General features: G+C 27.9%; 5 protein-coding genes. 3 read left to right on the forward strand and 2 right to left on the reverse strand.

Annotated features, from left to right (window positions below):
* Nucleotides 1–241: 241 nt before the first annotated feature.
* Entirely contained in the window at nucleotides 242–1,759 is a 1,518-nt protein-coding gene (locus Q0V09_RS08065; RefSeq protein ID WP_297406478.1) for a nicotinate phosphoribosyltransferase, read from the reverse strand.
* A gap of 150 nt (nucleotides 1,760–1,909) precedes the next feature.
* Between Q0V09_RS08065 and dtd the strand changes: the two genes are divergently transcribed.
* From dtd to tpx, 3 genes are read left to right on the forward strand one after another with little or no spacing between them, the layout of a single operon-like run.
* On the forward strand, nucleotides 1,910–2,362 hold the full coding sequence (dtd, locus tag Q0V09_RS08070; protein ID WP_297406476.1) for a D-aminoacyl-tRNA deacylase: 453 nt from the start codon (nucleotides 1,910–1,912) through the stop codon (nucleotides 2,360–2,362).
* Between the two features lie 19 nt (nucleotides 2,363–2,381).
* Nucleotides 2,382–3,413 carry an alpha-hydroxy-acid oxidizing protein gene (locus Q0V09_RS08075; protein ID WP_297406475.1) on the forward strand — a complete coding sequence of 344 codons (1,032 nt, stop codon included), beginning with the start codon at nucleotides 2,382–2,384 and terminating at the stop codon, nucleotides 3,411–3,413.
* A 27-nt stretch (nucleotides 3,414–3,440) separates the two neighbouring features.
* Nucleotides 3,441–3,950, forward strand: coding sequence for a thiol peroxidase (gene tpx / locus Q0V09_RS08080; RefSeq protein WP_297488322.1), 510 nt, complete (start codon nucleotides 3,441–3,443; stop codon nucleotides 3,948–3,950).
* Between the two features lie 13 nt (nucleotides 3,951–3,963).
* On the opposite strand, the gene Q0V09_RS08085 is transcribed toward tpx, so the two are convergent.
* Nucleotides 3,964–4,508 (reverse strand): DUF368 domain-containing protein (locus tag Q0V09_RS08085; protein ID WP_297488325.1); only part of this gene is annotated, 545 nt, incomplete at its 5' end.

A 4,508-nucleotide genomic window follows, 5' to 3' on the forward strand; every position in this document is an offset into this window, starting at 1 on the left:
ATCTACACCAGGACGTACACTCTTTCCCTACACGACGCTCTTCCGATCTTAATAACATTGAAGCTATTTTATTTTTTAGAGATCCATTATCATCACAACCACATGAACCAGATATATCTGCACTAATTAGATTAGCTGATGTTCACAGAGTTCCTATTGCTACTAATCCAGCAACATCTGATTTAATTATTTTATCACTAGATAAATAATGATTATAATAGGCTGACATTGTCAGCCTCTTTTAATTATTATTGTTTATTTGGCTTTTTATATCTTTTATTAATTTATATTTCAATGATAATAAATTTTTAGATAGATCAACTTTATATTGATGTGGATTTTCCAATCTTTTTCTTTCTTCAGAAATATATTTTAATGATTCTAAGTAATATTCTCTAGATTTTTTTATATCTTGGATTTCACAATATTTATCTTGAATAACTCCTTTTTTTACAAATTCATGAGTTAACTTTTTAAAAGAGTATTCTCCACTTTTTAAAAGACTTGATTTAAATTCATATTTCTCATCTCTTAAATATAAATCTTTATTACTAAGTAATGATTTTTTATCCCCATCATTTTTCACTAAAGTTATTAAATCAGCATAAGCTAATCCATCCTTATCATAAATTCTATAAACCTCTTTAAATCCTGGATTTGAAATTTTAATAACATCCTCTGATAATTTTATAACTGGATTATTGTCTATTTCCACTATTTTATAAACTCCACCAAAACATGGATTTGACTTACTAACAGCTATAGCATCTCCAACACCAAATATATCAACACTAGCATTTTGTTCTTTTAATGACTTTATTAAACTTTCATTTAGAGAATTTGTTAAAAATATTTTTGCTTTTTTAAATCCATTTTTATCAAGTTCAGCTCTACATTTTTTAGATAAATATGCTAAATCTCCTGAATCAATTCTAACTCCATAAATTCCATTATAATCATCTTTTATACCATTATCTTTAAAACTTTGAATAGCATTTTTTAACCCAATTTCAATTGTATTATATGTATCTATTAATAAAATTAATGAATTCGTTTTTCTTTCTCTTCTATGTTTTATAAATTTATCAAAAGCTTCTTTCTCTGATTTTGATCCAACTCCAAAAGCTTGAATAAATGAATGAGCCATTGTTCCAACACTAGAAATTCCATATTTATACTCTGTTACTAAATTAGAATGAGATAAACACCCACCAATTATTGATGCTTTTGTTCCAGATACTGCACTGTCAAATCCATGAGCTCTTCTGCTTCCAAAAGAACTAACTGGAATTGGATATGCCGCTCTTGTTATCCTTGATGCCTTAGTCGCAATTGCCAGTTGCATATTCATTATATTTAATATTGGTGTTTCAAGTATTTTAGCTTGTATTAACGGAGCTTTTATTGTTAAAATCGGTTCATTTGGATATACAATCTCACCATCTCTCATACCAAATATCTCTCCTGTAAATTTCATTTTTACAAGATACTCAAGTAAATGTTCCTCTTCTATTATCTTAGAAAAATATTCTCTTTTTTCTTCTTCTTTTGTCTCATTTAAAATTTCTACAAGTTCAATTACCTCTTGAATTCCAGAAACAACAGCAAATCCACCATCTTCTGTTTTTCTAAAATACATGTCAAAGATAGCTTCCTTTGTTTCCATATTTTCCATTAAAAAAATATCACTTTCAGTATACTGATATCTATCTGAATTTATAACCCTTGCAAAATCAGTTAAGATTCTTTCTCTTATCATAATATCTAAGCCTACCTTTTATTTTTTTTTATAACTAGGATAATTATATCATCTATTTTTAATTTCTACAAACACTATCTCTACTCATATTTTCAATTATTTTATGTTATAATATTTTTATTTTTATATAAAAATTAAAGGAGTATATATATGAGAGCTATTATTCAAAGAGTTAAACATGCAAGTGTTACAATTGATGACAATATTACAGGAAAAATTAATGATGGATTTTTAGTATTATTAGGAATTACTTCTACAGATACTGAAAAAGAGGTTCAGTGGCTTGCTAAAAAAATAGTAGATTTAAGAGTTTTTAATGATTCTGATGACAAAATGAATTTAGGATTAAAAGATATTAATGGTGAATTACTTATTATTTCGCAATTTACTCTATATGGAAACTGTATAAAGGGTAGAAGACCATCTTTTACTGAAGCTGCTAAGCCTGAAATGGCTAGTATTCTTTATGAAAACTTCATTGACGCTTGTAAGAAGCAAGAAGTTCATGTTGAAACTGGAGTTTTTGGAGCAGATATGAAAGTAGATTTACTTAATGATGGTCCTGTTACTTTAATTATTGATACTAATGACTTAAAAAAATAAAAATTAAGGGGAGTTAACTATGGATATTAAAGAGATTAGAAAAAATGCAAAAGAGAGAATGAAAGAGTTTTGTATTCTTTGTCCTGAATGTAATGGAAAATGGTGTGCTGGTAAAGTTCCTGGCATGGGTGGTGCAGGAAATGGAGGAAGTTTTACTCAAACTTTTAATAAATTAAAAGAGGTTAAAATTGCAATGAGAACACTTCATTCAGCAACAGACCCTAAATTAGATTGTTCATTGTTTAATGAGAATCTATCTTTTCCTGCAATTGTAGCTCCAATTACAGGCACTAAATTTAATATGGGAGGATTCATAACTGATGAAGAATATTCAAATGATGTGGTTTTAGGTGCTATTGATGCTGGTACCATTGCTATGATTGGAGATACTGGAGATGCTAATTGTTTTAAAGTTGGAATAGAAGCTATTAAAAAAGCCAATGGTAAAGGAATTGCAATTATAAAACCTAGAGAAAATGAAGAAATTATTAAAAGAATAAAAATTGCAGAGGAAGCTGGCGCAGTTGCTGTTGGTGTAGATATTGATGGGGCTGGTCTTGTTACTATGAAACTTTTTGGTCAACCTGTTGGTCCTAAATCTTTAAATGATTTAAAAGAGATTATCTCTTCTACAAAGCTTCCATTTATAATTAAAGGTATTTTAACTGTTGATGAAGCTAAACTTTGTGTAGAAGCTGGAGCTTATGCAATTGTTATATCTAATCATGGTGGGCGTTGCTTAAATGAAACTTTCGCTCCTGCTGAAGTTTTAGCTGATATTTCTAAAGAAGTTGGAAATCAAATAACTATTTTAGTTGATGGTGGTGTTAGAGAGGGGGTAGATATTTTAAAATATTTAGCTCTTGGTGCTAAAGGTGTTTTAATCGGAAGACCTATTATTTGGGGAGCTATTGGGGGGAGACAAGAAGGAGTTAAAATAACTTTAGATACTTTTAAAAACCAATTGTACCAAGCTATGATACTCTCTGGCGTAAATAGTATTAAAAATAATGAAAATTTATCTTGTATTTTATCTACTAAAAATGTATAATTAAATCAAATTTAAGGAGGTTATGTTATGGAAAGAAAAAATGCTATTACTTTTGAAGGAAATCCATTAACTTTAATTGGAAATGAAGTTAATATAGGAGATATTGCTCCTAACTTTACAGTTACTAAAATGGACTTAACACCTTTATCACTAACAGATTTAAAAGGTAAGAATATTGTTATTTCTGCAGTTCCTTCTGTTGATACACCAGTATGTGAATTACAAACAATTAAATTTAATCATCAAATCTCTGCTTTCTCAGATGTTGTATTATTGACAATATCAATGGATTTACCTTTTGCCTTAAGTCGTTTCTGTGGTGCTAAAGGAATTGATAATGCTGTTACTGTATCTGATTACAAAGATAGAGAATTTGCTAAAAATTATGGTTTATATATTAAAGAACTAGGTTTAATTTCAAGAGCAGTTATAATAATAGATAAAGCTGGAAAAGTAACTTATACTGAGTATTTAAAAGAAATTACTCACGAGCCAAATTACACTGAAGCATTAGAAGCATTAAAAAAACTGGGATAATTTCCCAGTTTTTTTATATTAATTTAGCTGATATTTCAAATAATGATACAATTATTATTCCAACTATAAAATGTAAAGTATAACTTCTATATTTATGTAATAAGATATTTATAACTTTAGAAACTCCAACTAATCCAACAGCCATTCCTAAAGAGAAAAATATAAGAGGTAATATATTGAAACTTTTTATATAATTTAAAATATTATAATATTCTCCTAATATAAGAAGCAAAAGTGACCCAGATATTCCTGGTATTATCATCGCTCCTGCTGATATTAGTCCACATACAAATAATTTTCCGCCATATGTTACATTAAAAACTGCACTTCTTAAAACTTCATCATTTCCATTTGAGAATTTCTTTGTTATTAATATAAATAATAAAGTAAATATTATTCCTAAAAATAATGATAAAATATTCTTTTTATTGAAAATGTTCTCACCTTTTAAAATCAAAGGAATTGAAGGTAAAATTAAAAGTAAAAAAACTATTGTTGTCCCTTTAGGATAATTTGTATACATTGATGACACTATTCCTGCAAATGCTATTATTCCAA

This window comes from uncultured Cetobacterium sp., from assembly GCF_947039425.1.
Taxonomy (GTDB): Bacteria; Fusobacteriota; Fusobacteriia; order Fusobacteriales; family Fusobacteriaceae; genus Cetobacterium_A.

Excerpts from the sequence above, each read along its gene's own strand:
- Q0V09_RS08065 (WP_297406478.1), bottom strand. The coding sequence starts at position 1,759 with ATGATAAGAGAAAGAATCTTAACTGATTTTGCAAGGGTTATAAATTCA.
- dtd (WP_297406476.1), top strand. The coding sequence starts at position 1,910 with ATGAGAGCTATTATTCAAAGAGTTAAACATGCAAGTGTTACAATTGAT.
- Q0V09_RS08075 (WP_297406475.1), top strand. The coding sequence starts at position 2,382 with ATGGATATTAAAGAGATTAGAAAAAATGCAAAAGAGAGAATGAAAGAG.
- tpx (WP_297488322.1), top strand. The coding sequence starts at position 3,441 with ATGGAAAGAAAAAATGCTATTACTTTTGAAGGAAATCCATTAACTTTA.